Annotated in this window: 19 protein-coding genes; 9 read left to right on the top strand and 10 right to left on the bottom strand. The window is 60.6% G+C overall.

The features are described 5' to 3' along the window. Nucleotides 1–90: 90 nt before the first annotated feature. The gene (holA, locus tag J5Y06_RS02550) at nt 91–1,125 is read left to right on the top strand and encodes a DNA polymerase III subunit delta (protein WP_209333532.1); all 1,035 of its coding nucleotides are present in this window, start codon (nt 91–93) and stop codon (nt 1,123–1,125) included. Nucleotides 1,126–1,131: 6 nt separating this feature from the next. Here the strand turns inward: holA and J5Y06_RS02545 are convergent, their stop codons facing one another. From J5Y06_RS02545 to hemE, 8 genes are all read right to left on the bottom strand, one after another. Beyond that, entirely contained in the window at nt 1,132–1,998 is an 867-nt protein-coding gene (locus tag J5Y06_RS02545) for a ParB/RepB/Spo0J family partition protein (protein ID WP_209333531.1), read from the bottom strand. After that, the gene (locus J5Y06_RS02540; protein ID WP_209333530.1) at nt 1,998–2,774 is read right to left on the bottom strand and encodes a ParA family protein; all 777 of its coding nucleotides are present in this window, start codon (nt 2,772–2,774) and stop codon (nt 1,998–2,000) included. The genes J5Y06_RS02545 and J5Y06_RS02540 overlap by 1 nt, the downstream gene beginning before the upstream one ends. A gap of 11 nt (nt 2,775–2,785) precedes the next feature. Continuing rightward, nucleotides 2,786–3,442 carry a 16S rRNA (guanine(527)-N(7))-methyltransferase RsmG gene (gene rsmG, locus J5Y06_RS02535; RefSeq protein ID WP_245247527.1) on the bottom strand — a complete coding sequence of 219 codons (657 nt, stop codon included), beginning with the start codon at nt 3,440–3,442 and terminating at the stop codon, nt 2,786–2,788. After that, entirely contained in the window at nt 3,439–5,295 is a 1,857-nt protein-coding gene (mnmG, locus tag J5Y06_RS02530) for a tRNA uridine-5-carboxymethylaminomethyl(34) synthesis enzyme MnmG (RefSeq protein WP_209333529.1), read from the bottom strand. The genes rsmG and mnmG overlap by 4 nt, the downstream gene beginning before the upstream one ends. 13 nt (nt 5,296–5,308) lie before the next feature. Next, nucleotides 5,309–6,610: a tRNA uridine-5-carboxymethylaminomethyl(34) synthesis GTPase MnmE gene (mnmE, locus tag J5Y06_RS02525; RefSeq protein WP_209333528.1), complete on the bottom strand. Its 1,302-nt coding sequence runs from the start codon at nt 6,608–6,610 to the stop codon at nt 5,309–5,311. 37 nt (nt 6,611–6,647) lie between these two features. Next, nucleotides 6,648–7,913: a transcription termination factor Rho gene (gene rho / locus J5Y06_RS02520; RefSeq protein ID WP_209333527.1), complete on the bottom strand. Its 1,266-nt coding sequence runs from the start codon at nt 7,911–7,913 to the stop codon at nt 6,648–6,650. 159 nt (nt 7,914–8,072) lie between these two features. After that, a complete protein-coding gene (hemJ, locus tag J5Y06_RS02515) occupies nt 8,073–8,567 on the bottom strand; it encodes a protoporphyrinogen oxidase HemJ (protein WP_209333526.1) in 495 nt (164 codons plus the stop codon). Between the two features lie 3 nt (nt 8,568–8,570). Beyond that, a complete protein-coding gene (gene hemE / locus J5Y06_RS02510; protein WP_385931138.1) occupies nt 8,571–9,590 on the bottom strand; it encodes a uroporphyrinogen decarboxylase in 1,020 nt (339 codons plus the stop codon). Nucleotides 9,591–10,008: 418 nt separating this feature from the next. On the opposite strand from hemE, the gene J5Y06_RS02505 reads away from it, so the two are divergent. From J5Y06_RS02505 to dnaQ, 5 genes are all read left to right on the top strand, one after another. Next, nucleotides 10,009–10,830: a pyruvate, water dikinase regulatory protein gene (locus tag J5Y06_RS02505; RefSeq protein ID WP_209333524.1), complete on the top strand. Its 822-nt coding sequence runs from the start codon at nt 10,009–10,011 to the stop codon at nt 10,828–10,830. A gap of 9 nt (nt 10,831–10,839) precedes the next feature. Next, nucleotides 10,840–11,436, top strand: a complete 597-nt coding sequence (locus J5Y06_RS02500) for a Maf-like protein (protein WP_209333523.1) — start codon at nt 10,840–10,842, stop codon at nt 11,434–11,436. Then, nucleotides 11,429–12,271 carry a shikimate dehydrogenase gene (locus tag J5Y06_RS02495; RefSeq protein ID WP_209333522.1) on the top strand — a complete coding sequence of 281 codons (843 nt, stop codon included), beginning with the start codon at nt 11,429–11,431 and terminating at the stop codon, nt 12,269–12,271. Before J5Y06_RS02500 ends, J5Y06_RS02495 begins: the two co-directional genes overlap by 8 nt. Continuing rightward, nucleotides 12,268–12,861, top strand: coding sequence for a dephospho-CoA kinase (gene coaE / locus J5Y06_RS02490; RefSeq protein ID WP_209333521.1), 594 nt, complete (start codon nt 12,268–12,270; stop codon nt 12,859–12,861). Before J5Y06_RS02495 ends, coaE begins: the two co-directional genes overlap by 4 nt. 61 nt (nt 12,862–12,922) lie before the next feature. Next, entirely contained in the window at nt 12,923–13,636 is a 714-nt protein-coding gene (dnaQ, locus tag J5Y06_RS02485) for a DNA polymerase III subunit epsilon (protein WP_209333520.1), read from the top strand. Between the two features lie 49 nt (nt 13,637–13,685). Here the strand turns inward: dnaQ and secB are convergent, their stop codons facing one another. Then, nucleotides 13,686–14,174, bottom strand: coding sequence for a protein-export chaperone SecB (gene secB, locus J5Y06_RS02480; RefSeq protein ID WP_209333519.1), 489 nt, complete (start codon nt 14,172–14,174; stop codon nt 13,686–13,688). A gap of 118 nt (nt 14,175–14,292) precedes the next feature. Continuing rightward, nucleotides 14,293–14,772 carry an FxsA family protein gene (locus J5Y06_RS02475; protein ID WP_209333518.1) on the bottom strand — a complete coding sequence of 160 codons (480 nt, stop codon included), beginning with the start codon at nt 14,770–14,772 and terminating at the stop codon, nt 14,293–14,295. Nucleotides 14,773–14,965: 193 nt separating this feature from the next. Between J5Y06_RS02475 and J5Y06_RS02470 the strand changes: the two genes are divergently transcribed. From J5Y06_RS02470 to J5Y06_RS02460, 3 genes are read left to right on the top strand one after another with little or no spacing between them, the layout of a single operon-like run. Beyond that, nucleotides 14,966–15,679: a Tim44/TimA family putative adaptor protein gene (locus J5Y06_RS02470; protein WP_209333517.1), complete on the top strand. Its 714-nt coding sequence runs from the start codon at nt 14,966–14,968 to the stop codon at nt 15,677–15,679. 22 nt (nt 15,680–15,701) lie between these two features. Further along, nucleotides 15,702–16,802 (top strand): murein transglycosylase A, encoded by a 1,101-nt coding sequence (mltA, locus tag J5Y06_RS02465; protein WP_209333516.1) that lies wholly within the window; start codon nt 15,702–15,704, stop codon nt 16,800–16,802. Next, nucleotides 16,799–17,338 carry a Smr/MutS family protein gene (locus tag J5Y06_RS02460; RefSeq protein WP_209333515.1) on the top strand — a complete coding sequence of 180 codons (540 nt, stop codon included), beginning with the start codon at nt 16,799–16,801 and terminating at the stop codon, nt 17,336–17,338. Before mltA ends, J5Y06_RS02460 begins: the two co-directional genes overlap by 4 nt. Nucleotides 17,339–17,348: the final 10 nt, after the last annotated feature.

The following is a 17,348-nucleotide window of genomic DNA, read 5'->3' as shown; positions in this document are numbered from 1 at the left end:
GCTAATAGGTTGCGCAAGAGCTGTTGTGATGGAGGCATGCGGTGGCCGCGCACGAAACGCAAGAATGAAAAACGAAAGTAGTTAAACAGAATGGCGCAGCGGAAAAATCATGAGGTGGATGGCTGGATCGCCCGGCCGGATCGCGCCGCGCGCGTGATCCTCTTCTACGGCCCCGATCGAGGGCTCGTGGCGGAGCGGGCCGCCCGTTTCGCTGCGGGAGCGGGGCTCGATCTGGCTGATCCCTTTTCAGTCGTTCGGCTCGATGCGGCGGAGGTCGAAACCCACCCCGAGCGGCTCTACGAAGAAGTGCAGACGGTTTCCATGTTTACACAGTCGCGCCTCATCTGGGTGCGCAATGCATCGGGCGGTCGTCAGCTGGCTGACGCGATCAAAACCTTGATTGCAGGGGAACTTCGGGACATAGCGATCCTCATCGAAGCGGGCGATCTGAAAAAAGGCGCAGGGCTCCGCGGAATTGTGGAAGCAGCTTCGGCGGGCATGGCGCTGCCCTGCTACAGCGATGATGCGCGTGCACTTGACGCGTTGATCGAGGACATCCTTGGACGGGCTGGATTGCAGATCGGTCTCGCCGCACGCAACCGATTGAAGGCGCATCTCGGTGGCGACCGGATGGCGAGCCGCGGCGAGATCGAGAAGCTGGCTTTGTTCTGTCACGGGAGCAACGAAGTTGCGGTCGTTGACGTCGATCGGCTGATCGGGGACGTGTCGGCTACCACCGCCGATGACGCCATCAACGCGGCGCTTCGTGGAGATCCTGCGGCCTTCCAGCAGGCTTACGGTCAGTTTCGAAGCGGCGGCGGCAGTCCAACGACCCTGCTCCTTTCCGCGCTGCGCCAGGTTCACGGCTTGCATGCGTTGTCGGGAGAGATGGAGCTCAACAACCGCAGTGCCTCCGTGGTGGTGGCCAGTGCTCGCCCGCCCCTCTACTTCGAGCGGAAGACCGCCGCCGAGCGCGCGCTGGGGCGTTTGACCAGCGCCCAGTGGGATGCCGTCGTCTATCGGCTGAGCGCGGCTGTGCTGGAGAGCCGCAAACATGCGGATCTCGCCGACGTTATCATCGAGCGCAGCTTGCTTGCCTTGTCCGCGAGCGGCCGGGCAGCCTAGCCTCCGTCAACCTTTCAAACGGCGACAAAGATCGTCCAGCTGTTCAAGAGAGCGATAGGAGATGCGCAGTTCGCCCCCCTTCGCCTTATGCTGGATCGCAACATTGAGCCCCATGACGTCGCTCAGGAGCTTTTCCAAAGCTGCCGTATCCGGATCCTTGATGCGTTCCCCAGCGCGGTCTGGCGATTTCGCCGGCTCGGGGCTTTGCGCCAGCGCTTCGGCCTGCCGCACGGAAAGACCCTCATCGACGATTCGACGCGCAAGTGCGAGCGGATCACTGGCGGTGACAAGGGTGCGCGCATGACCAGCCGACAGCGTTCCTTCTGTTAGCATGTCCTGAACAGCTGGAGGGAGCTTCAAAAGCCGGAGCGTGTTGGCGACATGGCTGCGGCTTTTGCCGATCACGTTACCCAAATCCGCCTGAGTGTAGGAATGGTCATCGATAAGCTGCTGGTAGCCGAGTGCTTCTTCAAGAGGATTGAGATCAGCACGCTGGACATTCTCGATGATGGCAAGTTCAAGTGCCACGCGGTCGTCAACTTCCCGGATCAGCACCGGAAGATCAATCAGACCCGCACGCTGCGCCGCGCGCCAACGCCGCTCACCGGCAATAATCTCGTATTTCCCGCCTGCACCTGGCCGCACGAGCACAGGCTGAACAACGCCGTGTTCTCGTATCGACTGCGCCAGGTCGGCAAGCTCGCTGTCGCCGAAGCTGCGGCGCGGGTTGCGGGGGTTGGCGACAACAAGCTCTATGGGAAGGCGTCCCTCCGCGCGCGCAACGGGACGCTCTTCCTGGGCCGGACGTTCGATTTCGCCAATAAGCGCTGCCAAGCCGCGGCCTAGGCGACGTTTTCCAGCATCTTCAGCCATTATGCAGCCTTGAGACGTCGTTCGCGCCGAATGACTTCGGACGCGAGTTGCAGGTATGCCTGACTGCCGGAGCATTTCAGGTCGTAAAGAATCGCCGGCTTGCCGTGTGACGGGGCCTCGGAAATCCGTACGTTACGGGGAATGACCGTTTGATAGACCTTGTCACCCATATGAGCACGAACATCGTCGACCACTTGATTTGCGAGATTGTTGCGACCGTCATACATCGTGAGCACAATGCCCTGGATCACCAGAGCGGGATTGATCGTCTGGCGCACCATCTCGACCGTGCGCAGGAGCTGGCTCAAGCCTTCCAGTGCGAAGAATTCGCATTGAAGCGGCACAAGAACAGAATCCGCTGCGGCCATGGCGTTGATGGTGAGAAGATTCAGCGAGGGCGGGCAGTCGATTAAGACATAGCTGAACAGGGATCGCGCGTCACCCAACGCAGATTTCAGCCGATGCGTTCGATCGGGGTAAGAGGCAATTTCCATCTCCACGCCGAGAAGATCCATCGTGGATGGAACAATCCAGAGGTTCGGCACCACCGTCTGAACGGCGACGTCGGACAGCGGGACCTTGTCTGCAAGTACGTCATAGGACGACAGAACACGATCCTGCCGGTCAACGCCAAGTCCGGTGCTTGCATTGCCTTGCGGATCAAGGTCGACGATCAAAACTCGCTCGCCGATCGCCGCCAAAGCCGTGGCAAGATTGATAGCGGTGGTGGTTTTTCCAACCCCGCCTTTTTGATTCGCCAGGGTGATGATGCGCATGGGTCGCCGCTTCAGTTGCCGAGCTGAGTATCGATTCGCCGCACGCCCGTGACATCAAGCACCACACCATCAGCATCGGTCGAACTTGGATGTTCTAGCAGATCAAAGGTCCAGCCGTCACGCGCTTCGGCAACTTCGTTTTGATATCCACGACCTTTATGCAACAGAGCGCGGGCAGCTCCACCGCCGAAACCGTCGGTCCAGTCGAAGATGCGTCCTAAAGGTGCGAAGGCACGCGCGGTGACCACGAGGGCAGACGTTTCCCAGATCTTACAAGGCAGGGACTCTACGCGTGTCGCTTGCACTTCGGCAGGGAGATGAAGCACCCGGATCGCCTGGCGAAGATAAGCAGACTTCTTCTGATTGCCTTCGACCATAACGACAGAGTGGCCGTCTTCTCGTGCTAGGATCGCGAGCACGAGCCCCGGAAAGCCGCTGCCGGACCCGAGATCAAGCCAATGTTGCGCATCGCGCCGGTGGACCCACAGCTGGGCGGAATCAAGAATATGTCGCGACCATGTTTGACCGAGCGTTTGGGGTGACGCGAGATTCATCGTGCGCGCCCAGCGCAGAAAAAGAACTTCAAGCTCGAGCAGCTTCCTGCCTGTTTCACGTGAAACGCCACCCGTGACGCGCTGCAAGACCTCCAGCTTCTCCTGGTCCGTCAAGCAGCTGCTCGCTGAGCGTGAACAAGAAGAAGCGCTAGCGCGGCCGGAGTCATTCCCTCGATCCGTTGCGCATCGGCCAAGGTTCGGGGACGATGGCGATCCAGTTTCAGGCAGAGTTCGGCAGACAAACCAGCGATTCTGCCGAACTGTAATCCCGCGGGGATCAAGCGATGTTCTTCTTTCTTGATAGCGGCAGCGTCGGATCTTTGACGCTCGAGGTACACGGAGTAGCGCGCTTCCACTGCCACACTGTCCAGCGTGCTTTTGTCCAGCCGAGTGACCTCGGGCCAGACGGCGGCAAGATCGTCAGCCCCAATCTCCGAGCTGGACAACAGCTCAAATGCGTTGCGTCGACGCCCATCTTGATTGACGTTCAAGCCGGCCTTGGAAAGTTCGCTCGGCGAGGCTGACAAGCTTTTCAGGAGCGCGCGGCCGGCCTCCCGTTCTATCGAAACCACCGAGAACTTGGTCTCACGCTCGGAGCCGCACAGACCGAGCTCCATCGCCATCGGCGTCAAACGATCGTCAGCATTGTCCGGCCTCAGTGACAAGCGAAACTCAGCGCGCGACGTAAACATCCGATAGGGTTCGGATACGCCGTACGTCACCAGGTCATCAATCATGACGCCGATATAAGACTCCGTTCGGCTAAATGTCACGACATCGCGTTTGCCGGCCAGGCGTGCCGCGTTGAGGCCGGCAACCAAGCCTTGCGCAGCGGCTTCTTCGTACCCCGTTGTGCCATTGATCTGACCCGCTAGGAACAAGCCAGGGCACGATTTCACCTGTAAAGAACGGTCAAGCTGGCGTGGATCGACATAGTCGTACTCAATGGCATAACCCGGCTGAAGGATCTCGGTGTTTTCGAGCCCGGGAATCGACCGCACCAGCGCAGTCTGTACCTCTGCCGGAAGCGATGTGCTGATGCCGTTGGGATAGACGGTGTGGTCATCCAGCCCCTCTGGCTCAAGGAAGATCTGGTGACCTTCACGGTCCCCGAAGCGCACGATCTTGTCCTCGATTGAGGGACAATAACGAGGACCGACACCACTGATTGAACCGGAATACATCGCGGACCGATGCAAGTTGTCTCGCAGGATTGCGTGACTGGCAGGCGTCGTGCGCGTGATCCCACACGCAATCTGCGGAATAGTAATCCGAGACGTTAGAAGCGAAAACGGTTTCGGATCCGAATCGGCCTGTTGGTGTTCGATCTCGCTCCACCGGATCGTGCGTCCGTCTAGGCGCGGCGGAGTACCCGTCTTCAATCGTCCCAGCGTTAGACTGCTGCGCAGGCGTTTCGCCAAAGCTCGAGATGGCGCTTCACCCATGCGTCCCGCTGGCCAGCGCTCCTCGCCCATATGGATGATCCCGCCAAGGAATGTCCCGGTGGTGAGAACAACAGCTGAAGCCGTTAGAACACGCCCGTCGGAAAGCACGACCCCTTCAATCCGGCCCTCATCCTGTAGGAGATCGGATGCCTCGCCCTCCACCATCTGAAGGTTAGCCTGTGCTGCAAGCAAGCCCTTGATTGCCTGCCGGTAGAGCTTCCGGTCAGTCTGTGTTCGCGGCCCGTGAACGGCTGGACCCTTGCGACGGTTAAGGAGCCTAAACTGAATGCCAGACTGGTCGGCCGCAAGGCCCATCAACCCGTCCAAGGCATCGACTTCCCGTACCAGGTGACCCTTGCCGAGGCCACCAATAGCGGGATTGCACGACATGGCCCCAACCGCTGCGAGGTTCATCGACACCAATGCCGTTTTAGCGCCCAAGCGCGCGGCTGCGCCGGCGGCCTCTGTTCCGGCATGGCCGCCCCCGACAACAATCACATCGAAGCTGGTGGTATCGTTCATGGTTTCACGTGAATCATTTGCCAATGCAGAACCGCGAGAAGATATGATCGAGGAGATCTTCCACACCAATTGCGCCGGTAACGCATCCCAGCGCGTCAGCCGCCTGCCGCAGTTCCTCAGCGCACAACTCCAGCGGCATACCATCTCTTAGAGCGCGCTGCAAAGCCGCGGCGCAGTTCTCGATATGATGAACCTGTCGGCTTCGCACCGGCAAGACCTGTCCAGCCCCTGAAGCCCTGGATTGGACCTGCTCCCCAAGTAGCTGCACCAGTTCATCCAAACCCTCACCGGTCACCGTGGAGATACGGTGAGCACCTCCCTTGCCGGAGGCGTCGAGATCTGCCTTTGATGCGATCGCAACCGCGTTGGGAGCTTCCAGTGATGGATGGGTCCACCCGGCCGGATGAAGGTGAAGAACGAGATCCGCAGCTGCCAAGGCCTCGTAGCTCCGTTCGACGCCTAGCCGTTCCACCACATCGTCCGTTTCGCGCAGCCCGGCTGTATCAGAAACAATCACCTTCAAACCATTCAGGTCCAAGGCGACTTCGATAACATCGCGGGTAGTGCCGGCCACAGGGGAAACAATGGCGACGTTGCGCTTGGCGAGCGCATTAAGCAGGCTGGATTTGCCCGCATTCGGCGCACCCACCAACGCCACACGGAACCCTTGCCGGATGATTTCGCCTGTTCGCGCACCGGCAAGATGCGTCTCAACGCTTACCTTGATGTCGCGGACGCGATCCCAAACCTGCTCCGCAACCGACCCCGGAACATCCGCCTCATCCGCAAAGTCGAGATCGGCTTCAATCAAAGCGCGCGCTTCGATCAAGGCGGCACGCCATCCCGAATAAAGGGCCTCCTGCGCGCCCGACGCACTTGTCAGGGCCAAACGACGCTGAGCTTCCGTTTCCGCTGAGATCAGGTCGGCGACCCCTTCGGCCGCGGTAAGGTCCATCTTGCCGTTGATAAAGGCGCGTCGCGTGAACTCGCCGGCATCGGCAGGTCGCGTGCCCGGATGAGCGGCGACAGCGTTCAGAACTGCTTGAACAACGGCAGAACCGCCATGGCAGTGAAGCTCCACCAAAGGTTCACCGGTGAAACTCGCACCTTCAGCAAAGCGAAAAACCAGCGCCTGATCGAGCATGCTCCCGTCCCAGTCGCGGAGCAGCGCCAATTCAGCATGCCGCACTTCAGGCAACCTGCCGATCATAGCCTGCAGGATGCTTGGTGCTGCTTCACCGGAAATCCGAACCACAGCAATACCGGCGGGGAGGGAACCCGATGACAACGCGAAGATCGTGTCAGAAGCGCTCATCGAAGTGCAGGCGCCAACCGTTCCCGCTCCGAATCGATCAGGTGTTCATCGAATCGAAGAATTCCGTATTGGTCTTCGTTTGCTTTAGCTTGTCGATCAAGAACTCGATGGCATCGGTGGTGCCCATCGGCGCCAGGATACGCCGAAGCACGAAGATCTTCTGCAGATCCTGACGCTGGATGAGGAGGTCTTCCTTTCGCGTTCCGGACTTGAGGATGTCCATGGATGGGAAGATGCGCTTATCGGCAACCTTGCGATCGAGGACGATTTCCGAATTGCCTGTGCCCTTGAACTCTTCGAAGATCACTTCGTCCATGCGGCTACCCGTGTCGATGAGCGCCGTCGCAATGATGGTGAGCGAACCGCCTTCTTCGATGTTGCGGGCGGCGCCGAAGAAGCGCTTGGGACGCTGCAGCGCATTCGCGTCCACACCGCCAGTGAGAACCTTGCCCGACGACGGAACAACGGTGTTGTAGGCGCGACCGAGGCGAGTGATCGAGTCCAGCAGGATCACCACGTCCCGTCCGTGTTCCACCAGCCGCTTGGCTTTCTCGATCACCATCTCGGCCACGGCCACGTGGCGCGTGGCCGGCTCGTCGAAAGTGGATGAAACGACTTCACCCTTCACCGACCGCTGCATGTCGGTGACTTCTTCGGGTCGCTCATCGATCAGCAACACGATCAGATAGCATTCCGGGTGGTTGGCGGTGATCGAATGCGCGATGTTCTGGAGGAGAACCGTTTTACCGGTACGGGGCGGGGCCACGATCAACCCGCGCTGGCCCTTGCCGATAGGCGCAACCAGATCGATCACGCGCGGCGAGATATCCTTGGTCGTCGGATTGTCCAGCTCCATCTTGAAGCGCTGGTTGGGATAAAGCGGTGTCAGGTTGTCGAAGTGGATCTTATGCCGGATCTTTTCCGGATCATCGAAATTGATCGTGTTGACCTTCAGAAGCGCGAAATACCGTTCGCCTTCCTTGGGGCTGCGGATCGGGCCTTCGACCGTGTCGCCGGTTTTAAGAGAGAAGCGGCGGATCTGCGACGGCGAGATGTAGATGTCGTCGGGACCCGGCAGGTAGTTCGCGTTGGCGGAACGTAGAAACCCGAAGCCATCCTGCAGAATCTCCACCACGCCTTCGCCGATGATTTCGACTTCCTGCGCAGCGAGCTTCTTGAGAATCGCGAACATCAGCTCCTGCTTGCGCATGACGCTCGCGTTTTCGACTTCGAGCGATTCGGCAAAGGCCACCAGGTCGGCCGGCTTCTTGCTCTTGAACTCTTGGAGTTTCATTTCCTGCATGGGAACCTGAGGGTCTCAGTCAAATCGGAAGGAAGGGGAGTGGCTGCCGTTAAGAGCAGGCGGGCGCGATGCACACCGAACTGGAACCTAGGCGCCTGTATAGGGAGGGCCCGACACATAGCGCTGATTTAGATTGGACGCAAGTCAAACGGTGCCGCGTCAGAACGGCTTTACGATAACGAGGATCACGATCAGCACCATGAGCACAGTGGGCACTTCGTTGATCAGCCGCCAATGCCGCGCGGTTTTCTGGTTTTCGTCGTTCTCGAAGCGTCGTTGCGCAGTTGTGAGATAGCCATGCAATCCGGAAAGCACGAGCACAAGACCAATCTTGGCGTGCAGCCAGCCGGCGGAAAAGCCGAAGCCCTGCCAGGCAAGCCAAACACCCAGGATCCAGGTCGCGGTCATGGCGGGATTGATGATGGCGCGCAGCAAACGCCGTTCCATGACCTTGAACGTTTCGGACTGCGGCGTCCCGGCACCAACTTCTGCATGGTACACGAACAAGCGGGGCAGGTAGAACATCCCCGCCATCCAGGAAATCACCGCGATCACGTGCAGGGCCTTGGCCCAAAGATAGAAATCCTCTCCGGCAAAAACAAACAGCCCGATCACACCCAAAGCCGTGGCCAGCAGACCTGCAATCGCACGCATTCCCTAGCTTCCCCTTCCGCTACGGACCTGATCAACCATCGCCTGAACATGCTCGATGGGCGTCTGCGGCGTGATTCCGTGCCCGAGATTGAACACATGGGGACCATGGCGCAGTCGGTCTAGGATGAGCGAGACGCCTTCCTGGAGGGCGGCGCCGCCTGCAACGAGCCGCATCGGATCGAGATTGCCCTGCACGGCGCCGTCGCGCTGGAGATCAACAGCCTGGGAAAGCGGCACTGACCAGTCGAGCCCCAAGCCCGTCACACCGGTGCGCTCACGATAGGTTGAGTAAAGGCTGCCGGCGCCTTTCGGAAAGCCGATGATCGGCACATTGGGATGACGCAAGCGGATCTGCCGGACGATGCGGGCCACTGGTTCAACACACCAACGCTCGAAAGAAATCTCGTCCAGCACCCCCGCCCAGGAATCGAAGATCTGAACCACATCCGCCCCGGCTTCGATCTGCCGGCAGAGATATTCGGCAGAATGATCGGCCAAAAGTGCAAGCAGCCGGCTGAAGGCTTCAGGATGGCGATGCGAAAACAAGCGGGCTGGCGCCTGGTCGGGCGTGCCGTGACCCGCGATCATATAGGTGGCCAACGTCCAAGGCGCTCCGCAGAACCCAATCAAGGTCGTTTCTGAGGGCAAGGCGGACCGAAGGCGCGACACAGTTTCGTAAACGGGCGCCAGATGTTCATGGAAACCCGACGGGTCCAGCCGGTCAATGTCTTCCAGAGCCATCGGCGTCATCAGCGGACCTCGGCCTTCTTCGAAGCGAAGATCGCGACCCAGCGCATGCGGCACAACCAGGATGTCGGAAAACAGGATCGATGCATCGAAACCAAAGCGGCGGATCGGTTGCAGCGTCACTTCCACGGCAAAATCAGGATTGTAGCAAAGGTCGAGGAAACTCCCGGCCTCCTGGCGCATTGCCCTGTATTCCGGGAGATAGCGGCCTGCCTGACGCATCATCCAGATCGGCGGTGGAAAGATCGTGGCACCATTCAGGACCTCGACCATCATTCGTCGCGTCGTCAAAGCGCGTCCATCCCAAGCGGTTCTAAAAAAGAAAAGATCTTAAAGAAGAGTCTTCTATTTCTATGACTCTGTTCGGAACGGGAATTCAACAGATCCCACAGGGAGCGCGGCGATGCGCCACTGGCCGAACGAAGCAGGGAAACCGTGCGCACCTGTGGAGAAGAACGTGGATTACCCAAAAAGATCGCGACTCCAAGGGAGTTTACCGCTTGCCTCTTGAGTCGAAGCCAAGGCTGGGGTTGTTGAACAAACCACCCTTATCCCCGATCTTCGCCATCACCGCAGAAACCTTTGCCGACGATCTCCAAATGTGGACAAGTAGGCCCTCTCTACACTGGCCCTGACGGGCGGGCGTTCGCCGTCCCGTTCTTTCCACACTCGCCCACAGACAGCGGAAAAGAATGTGAGCAAACCGCAAAGCTACTTTCATTTGCATCTGATTTCTGACGCGACGGGCGAGACTCTCCTGGCCGCGGGTCGCGCAGCGTCCGCCCAGTATAAGAACGCGCGAGCGATAGAGCACATCTACCCGCTGATCCGTACCGAGAAGCAGGTCGAGAAGGTGCTGGAAGAAGTCGAGGCCGAACCGGGCATCGTGCTTTACACGATGGTGGATCAGGATCTGGCGGCGACGATCGATGCCCGCTGTTCGGCGATGGGCCTGCCATATGTGTCAGTGCTGGAACCGGTGCTGACGGTCTTCCAGTCCTATCTCGGAACGCCGGCTGGCCGTCGCGTTGGCGCGCAGCATGTTCTGGATGCCGACTATTTCCGGCGCATCGACGCGCTGAACTTCACCATGGAACATGACGATGGCCAGCTTCCTGTTGACGTCAACGAGGCAGACATCGTGCTGGTTGGAATATCCCGCACCTCCAAGACGCCGACGAGCATCTACCTTGCCAACCGCGGCATCAAGACGGCCAATGTTCCGATCGTGCTTGGCGTGCCGATCCCAGACAGCCTTGCGTCGGCGACCAGGCCGCTGATCGTGGGCCTGGTGGCCACGGCCGAGCGGATATCGCAGGTGCGCGAGAACAGATTGCTCGGCGCAAGCATCGGCTTCGATTCGTCCACCTATGTGGATCGCGCCCAGATCGCTGCGGAACTCGCTTATGCCCGCCAGATCTGCACCCGGCACGCTTGGCCGATGATCGATGTCAGCCGTCGCTCCATCGAGGAAACGGCAGCCGCAATCGTTGCGTTGCGGAGCCGGACGCGTTAGCCCTTTTCCATGACCCAGCTCATCCTTGCTTCAACAAGTCCGTTCCGGCTCAAGATGTTGCGCGACGCCGGTCTTTCGGTGGAAGCCGTGGCCTCCGGCGTCGACGAACGGGCAATCGAGGAAACGCTCTATGATACGGGTGTGACCGCCGAAGAGGTGGCGGGCATTCTGGCCGAAGCCAAGGCAACGATGGTCAGCGAGCAGCATCCGGATGCGCTCGTGATCGGCGCCGACCAGACGCTGTCCTTGGATGGTCGTATTTTCCACAAGCCGACCGACATGGAAGCGGCACGCCGGCATCTTTTGTCGCTTTCGGGACGCACGCACGAACTGAACAGCGCTGTAGTTCTTGCCAGGGGCGGCGCAACGATCTGGCGCGAAACGGCGGTCGCACGCCTGACCATGCGCACGCTCGATCCAGGTTTCATCGGGCGTCATTTGTCGCGCGTCGGCGACAAGGCCTTGCAGAGCGTCGGGGCTTACCAGATCGAAGGCGAGGGCATCCAGTTGTTCGAGGCCGTGGATGGCGACCTGTTCACGATCATGGGCTTGCCGCTGCTGCCGCTCTTGGCCGCGCTCCGCAACGAGGGTGCGCTGGATGGCTGACGCCGCCGGCCGCGCTTTTGTCTGCGGCTTTCCCTTGGCGCATTCGCGGTCCCCTGTGATTCACCGCCATTGGCTGCGCGAACACGGCCTTTCCGGCAGCTACGATCCCGTTGAAGTCGCTCCAGAACGCTTCCCGACATTTGTTTCTGAGCTTCGGGATCAGGGCTTCGTTGGCGGCAACGTCACCATACCGCACAAGGAGCAAGCGTTTCGCCTTGTTGCGAAACGAACGGAGGAGGCAGAAGCCATCGGCGCCGTGAACACGCTCTGGTTTGAGGGTGATGTTCTGGTGGGCGGCAACACGGATGCCTACGGCTTCGGCGCCAATCTCGATGAACGGGCGCCGGGTTGGCAGCGCTGCAACAAGGCTGTTGTGCTGGGCGCCGGTGGTGCGTCGCGCGCCGTCCTTTATGCGCTGCTGCAAAGAGGTGTCGGAAACATCCGGTTGGTCAACCGCACCCTGGAACGGGCGCAGGCGCTGGCAAACCACTTCGGCACCGGTGTAACCGCCGTCGGCTGGGACGATGCCGACGCGCAACTGGAGGACGCCGGTCTCCTGGTGAACACGACCTCGCTTGGAATGAACGGGTCTTCAGGTCCTCAAATCGACCTGTCGCGACTGCCGGAGACCGCCGTTGTCACGGACATCGTTTATGTTCCGCTGCACACGCCCCTTCTTCAGGATGCATCCGCCCGCGGGCTGCGCGCAGTGGATGGCCTTGGCATGTTGCTACATCAGGCGGTTCCCGGCTTCGAGCGCTGGTTTGGCGTTCGTCCTGTTGTGTCCGACGCCTTGCGCGCGCGCGTCATTGCCGATCTGGGAGGCCAGGGATGATCGTGCTTGGCCTGACCGGGTCCATCGGCATGGGCAAGTCCACCACGGCGCAGATGTTTCGCGATGCCGGCGTGCCGGTTCACGACTCGGATGAAACCGTTCATCGTCTTTACGCCGGCAGGGCCATGCCGTTGATTGCCGAAGCCTTTCCGCAAGCGGTCATTGACGACGTCGTGGATCGAACAAGGCTTGGTGCTGCGGTGTTGAACAATCCAGCCGAGCTGAAGCGGCTGGAAGCGATCATCCATCCGCTTGTGCGGGCAGAAAGCGAAGCGTTTCTTCAGAAGAACCGAGAAGCAGGAACGGCCGTCGTGGTTCTCGACATCCCGCTTCTGTTTGAAACGGGCGGAGAAGGACGCGTGGACAAGATCGTGGTGGTGACGGCACCCGCGGAGGTCCAGCAGGAGCGGGTGCTGGCCCGTGCGGGCATGTCGCCGGAAAAGTTCGAAGCCATTCTGGCCAAGCAGGTGCCAGACGAAGACAAGCGTCGCCGCGCCGACTTTGTGATCGATACGGGTCAAGGATTGCAGCCCGCCAGAAGGGCCGTGGACGAGATCCTCTCCTCAATCCGTGGATCAGCGGAAGCCTGACCATCCGCGGGGTTGTCAAACGGAGCGTTGCCGGCACACTAGCCGAAACGGATGCGAATCGATGCGCGAAATCATCTTTGACACGGAAACCACCGGCCTTGACCACCGCGACGACCGCGTGATTGAGATCGGGGGCGTGGAACTTGTGAACCGTTTCCCGACGGGGCGGACGATCCACTTCTACATCAATCCAGCCGGTCGCGAGATCCATCCGGAGGCACAGGCGGTCCACGGCATCAGTGCGGCGGATCTGGCAGATAAGCCGGCCTTTTGCGACATCTGCGATGAGCTGCTCGGTTTCTTCGAAGGTGCCAGGCTCGTGGCGCACAACGCGACCTTCGACGTGAACTTTCTTAATGCCGAATTCGCGCGGCTCGGCCATCCCGAGATCGAGGTGGGGCGGATAGTCGACACGCTGGCTGTGGCCAAGCGCAAGCACCCGATGGGGCCGAACTCGCTCGATGCTCTTTGCCGGCGCTACGGCATCGACAACAGCCGGCGGACCAAGCACGGGGCATTGCTCGACTCGGAGCTTCTTGCGGAAGTCTATATTGAACTGATCGGCGGCAAGCAGGCGGCGCTCAGCCTGGATGTCGTGGCCGCGAACAACACGGGCATCGCAGAAGTAAGCGTGGATCTGGAAACGCTGCCGCGTCCGCGACCCTTGGCTCCCCGCTTGAGCGAAGCTGAGCGCGCTGCCCATGCAGCCCTTGTTGCCGGCCTCGGCGAGAAAGCCCTTTGGCGAACGCAATCGCGCCTCAGCGACGCGGCATGAAAAAGCCCGCTCAAAGCGGGCTCTTTGTTTATCGAGACACTGTTTCGACCTAAACCTGCAAGCGGCTCTTGGCCTGTTCTTCAGCCATGCGCTGCTGGAACATCTGCCCAAAGTCGATCGGATCAAGAAGCAGCGGCGGAAAGCCGCCATTGCGCGTTGCTTCAGCAAGGATCTGCCGTGCGAAGGGGAACAGAAGGCGCGGGCATTCAATGAACAACAGCGGCAGCATGTGTTCTTCGGGAAAACCTTCGATCCGGAACACGCCGCCGTAAACCAGTTCGACGTTGAACAGCACGTCCTTTTCGCCGCCGGCGCGAGCAGACAGCGTCAGGTTCACGTCGTAGTCGCGTCCGCCAAGCGGATTGGCCGCGACATTCACGTTGATGCCGATGTTAGGAGCCTGGTTCGACCCGCGCAACGAGGCAGGGGCACCCGGGTTCTCGAAGGACAGGTCCTTCACATACTGCGTCAGGATGTTGAGCGTGGGCGCGGTGGCGCCGTTGGACGCGGCGTTCGGTGTTTCGGGCTTGTCGGACATGGAAGCCTTTCGGAGCTGTGACCAGGGCGCTCGATCGCGGTCCCTTCCGTAATGGGCGGCTCGCTAACACGATTGCCGATCATGAGACAAGCCGAAGCGGTTATTGACGGCGCGCTGACTATTCCCGGTCGAGGCGCCGTTCGGCAGGGCTCTCGCTTTGCGTGCGGTGGAAATCATCGCGATCAAGATCAACGATCCGCCCCGTCCCAGCCGGTCGCCGGGGCCCGCTGAAGCTCGTGATGATCGTGAGGCGGTTCTTGAGAAAGCGCCAAACGCCCTCGCGCACCGGCGGCAGAAACAGAAGCAGCCCGAACACATCCGTGAAGAAGCCGGGCAGCAACAGCAGGATGCCGGCCAGCAGAATCATGAATCCATGCACGAGCTCACGTCCGGGCACCCGTCCGCTGGCGGCCTCGAGGCGAACGCGGTTGAAAACTGCAAGGCCCTGTGCGCGCATCAACACCGCGCCGACCACTCCGGACAGGAGAATGAGACCGAGCGTCGGCAGAACGCCAAGCGCGTCGCCTACAAGGATAAAGCCGGCGATCTCCAGCATGAGATAGCCGAGCACGAAGATCGGGATGAGAGACAGGCGCAAAGGGCGTTCAACCTTTCGGAATTCGTAAACGCGGTTGTGAATGCGAGTGCGTCACCCGATAGATGGGAATTCGGGAGCGCGATTTGAATGATGCAACCGCGCGTTCTATATGCGAAGCGTAGAACGACGAACAATTCAGCCGATTTCGCGGCGTCGGGCCGCTTCTAGGACACGGGATCAGTAGGCATCAGTGATGGAGTATTTCGACCTGGGCACGATCCTGTTTATTATCGCGGCGGTGGTGATCTTCTACCAGCTCCGCAACGTGCTTGGCCGCCGCACGGGCAATGAACGACCGCCCTTCGACCCTTATACGGCTGCCCGCAAGCGCGACACGGAGAAAACTGCTGCCAAGCCTTCGGAAAACGTGGTGGCGCTTCCGCGCAAGAACAAGCCGGCAGAACCGGCGCCCGACACCTATGCCTCAATCGATGTCCTCACGACCCCCGGCAGCGAGCCGAATAGCGGTCTGCGGGCGATCCGCGACTCCGATCCTTCCTTCGACGTGCGCGACTTCGTCGACGGCGCGAAGATGGCCTATGAGATGATCGTCACGGCCTTCGCCGATGGGGACCGCAAGACGCTCAAGAATCTCCTGTCCAAGGAAGTTTACGAGGGCTTTGTCGCTGCCATTGCCGAGCGTGAAAAGCGCAACGAGAAGATCCAGTCGTCCTTCGTGGGCATCAACAAAGCTGATATTGTGGGTGCGGAAGTGAAGGGGTCGGAAGCCCACATCACCATGCGCATCGTTAGCGAGCTGATTTCGGCAACCCGCAACGAGGCCGGGGAAGTGGTGGAAGGCGACCCGGAAACGGTCGCCGAGGTGAAGGATGTCTGGACCTTTGCCCGCGACACCCGCTCCAGGGATCCAAACTGGAAGCTCGTCGCCACCGAAGCGGAAGACTGATGCGGCGCCCTTGTTTTGCGCCATGGAACCAGCTTTTCGCCTGATCCCAACAAGGTTCGATGCCCTGACGGGCTGGCGCAGGGATGATCCTGCCCCTGCTTTCGAGGCGTTCTGCCGTTCGGCCAGGCAGGCGCAGATGAAGCCCTATCGCACCGGCGCGGTCGGGTTGTCTCATGCGGACTTCGAGCATGCCTATGCAGCAGCGCTGGCTGAAGAAGGCCCGGCCTACGCGCGAAGCTTCTTTGAAGCTCATTTCCGCCCTTTCCGTATTGCACAACCAGAACAGCAGCGCGGTTTCGTCACGGGCTTTTATGAACCCGTGGTGGCGGCGTCGCCCGTCCGAACCCCGCAGTTCCGCTTCCCGCTGCGGCGCCGGCCTCCTGATCTGGTGGACATCACGGACGAGAACCGAGCGCTTGGGCTGGATCCCTATCTGGCCTTCGGTCGCGACACGCCGGACGGAATCGTGGAATACCCGGACCGTGCTGCCATCGAGAAGGGCGCGCTGGATGATCAGCACCTGGATTTTGCCTGGTTGAAAGATCCGGTGGACGTGTTTTTCATCCATGTACAGGGGGCAGCCCGGCTTCTGATGCCGGACGGAACGCAGCGCCGGGTCACTTATGCGGCCAAGAGTGGCCAGCGCTTCACCGGTCCCGGCAGCATCCTGGCTGATCTCGGGGAGATCCCCCGCGAGGCCGTGACGATGCAGCGGATTCGTTCCTGGTTCCGCGCCAACCCCGCGCGGGTAGATGAAATCCTGCACCAGAACCGCTCCTACATCTTTTTCAAGGAAGCGGCTGTCGAGGATGAGAAGCTCGGCCCGATCGCTGCCGCCAAGGTCCCGCTGACCGAGGGACGCTCGCTGGCCGTGGATCGACTGATCCACACATTCGGGACGCCATTTTTCGTGGAAGCGCCGGATCTGGACATCTTTGCCGGACGACCTTTCGAACGGCTGATGGTGGCGCAAGACACAGGCTCCGCCATTGTGGGTGCGGCGCGTGGCGATCTGTTTACAGGGTCGGGAGCCGAGGCCGGAGAACTGGCTGGTGTGATCCGCCACCAGGCCGACTTCACGATCCTGGTGCCTGCGGCAGCCGCGGCTCGGTACCAGCCATGAAGCGGCGGCGCGGGCTTTCCGACGAAGATCGGATCCTTTGGCACGCCGTTGCTTCTTCCGCGACACCGTTAAAGGGCAAGGAAGTGCCTGCGCTTCCGGAGGTGGCCGCGGCCCAGGCCAGCGCAGTGACTGAGCAGCCCGTTCCACCCACTGCCGCAGCGCCGGCTGTCCGGGATTCGGTTCGCTCCCATCTGAAGCCGGTGTCGCAGCACATCGATCAGCCCACGCGCGAAAAGATCGCCAAGGGCCGCATCGTGATCGACGGCAAGGTGGACCTTCACGGCCTCACGCAAAGCGAAGCCTATTCCATGCTGCTCGGCTTTCTTCATCAGGCCCAGGCACGCGACAAGCGCCACGTGCTGGTGGTTACCGGCAAGGGCGCATCTTTCGGAAGCGAGGGTGTGCTGAAGCGCGCAGTGCCCGCCTGGTTTGCCACTGCGCCGTTCCGGGCGCTGGTGGGGGGCTTTCACGAGGCATCGCGCCATCATGGCGGCGCGGGAGCGCTTTACGTCAAGATACGCCGCAGGGGGGGTTAGCCGTTTGCCC

It is taken from the genome of Tianweitania sediminis (assembly GCF_017813335.1).
Classification (GTDB): Bacteria; Pseudomonadota; Alphaproteobacteria; order Rhizobiales; family Rhizobiaceae; genus Tianweitania; species Tianweitania sediminis.
This window is presented reverse-complemented; position numbering and strand designations above follow the sequence as displayed.

What these genes read in the sequence shown, in the direction of transcription:
- holA (WP_209333532.1), top strand. Translation starts at nt 91, where the DNA reads ATGGCGCAGCGGAAAAATCATGAGGTGGATGGCTGGATCGCCCGGCCG.
- J5Y06_RS02545 (WP_209333531.1), bottom strand. Translation starts at nt 1,998, where the DNA reads ATGGCTGAAGATGCTGGAAAACGTCGCCTAGGCCGCGGCTTGGCAGCG.
- J5Y06_RS02540 (WP_209333530.1), bottom strand. Translation starts at nt 2,774, where the DNA reads ATGCGCATCATCACCCTGGCGAATCAAAAAGGCGGGGTTGGAAAAACC.
- mnmG (WP_209333529.1), bottom strand. Translation starts at nt 5,295, where the DNA reads ATGAACGATACCACCAGCTTCGATGTGATTGTTGTCGGGGGCGGCCAT.
- mnmE (WP_209333528.1), bottom strand. Translation starts at nt 6,610, where the DNA reads ATGAGCGCTTCTGACACGATCTTCGCGTTGTCATCGGGTTCCCTCCCC.
- rho (WP_209333527.1), bottom strand. Translation starts at nt 7,913, where the DNA reads ATGCAGGAAATGAAACTCCAAGAGTTCAAGAGCAAGAAGCCGGCCGAC.
- hemJ (WP_209333526.1), bottom strand. Translation starts at nt 8,567, where the DNA reads ATGCGTGCGATTGCAGGTCTGCTGGCCACGGCTTTGGGTGTGATCGGG.
- hemE (WP_385931138.1), bottom strand. Translation starts at nt 9,590, where the DNA reads ATGATGGTCGAGGTCCTGAATGGTGCCACGATCTTTCCACCGCCGATC.
- J5Y06_RS02500 (WP_209333523.1), top strand. Translation starts at nt 10,840, where the DNA reads ATGACCCAGCTCATCCTTGCTTCAACAAGTCCGTTCCGGCTCAAGATG.
- J5Y06_RS02495 (WP_209333522.1), top strand. Translation starts at nt 11,429, where the DNA reads ATGGCTGACGCCGCCGGCCGCGCTTTTGTCTGCGGCTTTCCCTTGGCG.
- coaE (WP_209333521.1), top strand. Translation starts at nt 12,268, where the DNA reads ATGATCGTGCTTGGCCTGACCGGGTCCATCGGCATGGGCAAGTCCACC.
- dnaQ (WP_209333520.1), top strand. Translation starts at nt 12,923, where the DNA reads ATGCGCGAAATCATCTTTGACACGGAAACCACCGGCCTTGACCACCGC.
- secB (WP_209333519.1), bottom strand. Translation starts at nt 14,174, where the DNA reads ATGTCCGACAAGCCCGAAACACCGAACGCCGCGTCCAACGGCGCCACC.
- J5Y06_RS02470 (WP_209333517.1), top strand. Translation starts at nt 14,966, where the DNA reads ATGGAGTATTTCGACCTGGGCACGATCCTGTTTATTATCGCGGCGGTG.
- mltA (WP_209333516.1), top strand. Translation starts at nt 15,702, where the DNA reads ATGGAACCAGCTTTTCGCCTGATCCCAACAAGGTTCGATGCCCTGACG.
- J5Y06_RS02460 (WP_209333515.1), top strand. Translation starts at nt 16,799, where the DNA reads ATGAAGCGGCGGCGCGGGCTTTCCGACGAAGATCGGATCCTTTGGCAC.